This window comes from Photobacterium piscicola (assembly GCF_900166965.1).
In the GTDB taxonomy this organism is placed as follows: Bacteria; Pseudomonadota; Gammaproteobacteria; order Enterobacterales; family Vibrionaceae; genus Photobacterium; species Photobacterium piscicola.
This window is the reverse complement of sequence record NZ_FUZI01000058.1, coordinates 1-649: the sequence shown is the minus strand read 5'-3', so window position 1 is coordinate 649 and position 649 is coordinate 1. Positions and strand designations below refer to the sequence as shown.

The window sequence follows — 649 nt, the reverse complement described above, 5'->3', positions numbered from 1 at the left end:
CGTCGATTTCTGCCGTCCACGTTAACTTGCCGTCCTGCTCCACAACTTTTGTGGTGCCCACGGTTTGACCATCAACAACGACCGTAACGGTATCGCCGACTTTAACATCTGCGCCCACGGTCCCCGTGACCGGGACTTTGCTGTGCGCTTCATCTGCGTTGATAACACCATCGGTAGCTATCGAGGTAATAGTGATCGCTGCCGCAATGTCAGTATCAATGTTGTAAGGGTGATCGTCCGTCGCGGTGGCACTGTTGCCCGCCTCATCCGTGGTGGTGACGGTTGCCGTCACACTATCAGCCGTCGCACCGTCTAAAACACTGCCGTCGATTTCTGCCGTCCACGTTAACTTGCCGTCCTGCTCCACAACTTTTGTGGTGCCCACGGTTTGACCATCAACAACGACCGTAACGGTATCGCCGACTTTAACATCTGCGCCCACGGTCCCCGTAACCGGGACTTTGCTGTGCGCTTCATCTGCGTTGATAACACCATCGGTAGCAATCGAGGTAATAGTGATCGTTGCCGCAATGTCAGTATCAATGTTGTAAGGATGATCGTCCGTCGCCGTGGCACTGTTGCCCGCCTCATCCGTGGTGGTGACGGTTGCCGTCACACTATCAGCCGTCGCACCGTCTAAAACACTGCC

At 55.2% G+C, this 649-nt stretch carries 1 protein-coding gene; it reads right to left on the bottom strand.

Annotated elements, in window-relative coordinates; translation table 11 throughout:
- On the bottom strand, positions 1–649 hold a 649-nt coding region (locus tag CZ809_RS20920; protein WP_144396231.1), incomplete at both ends, for an Ig-like domain-containing protein.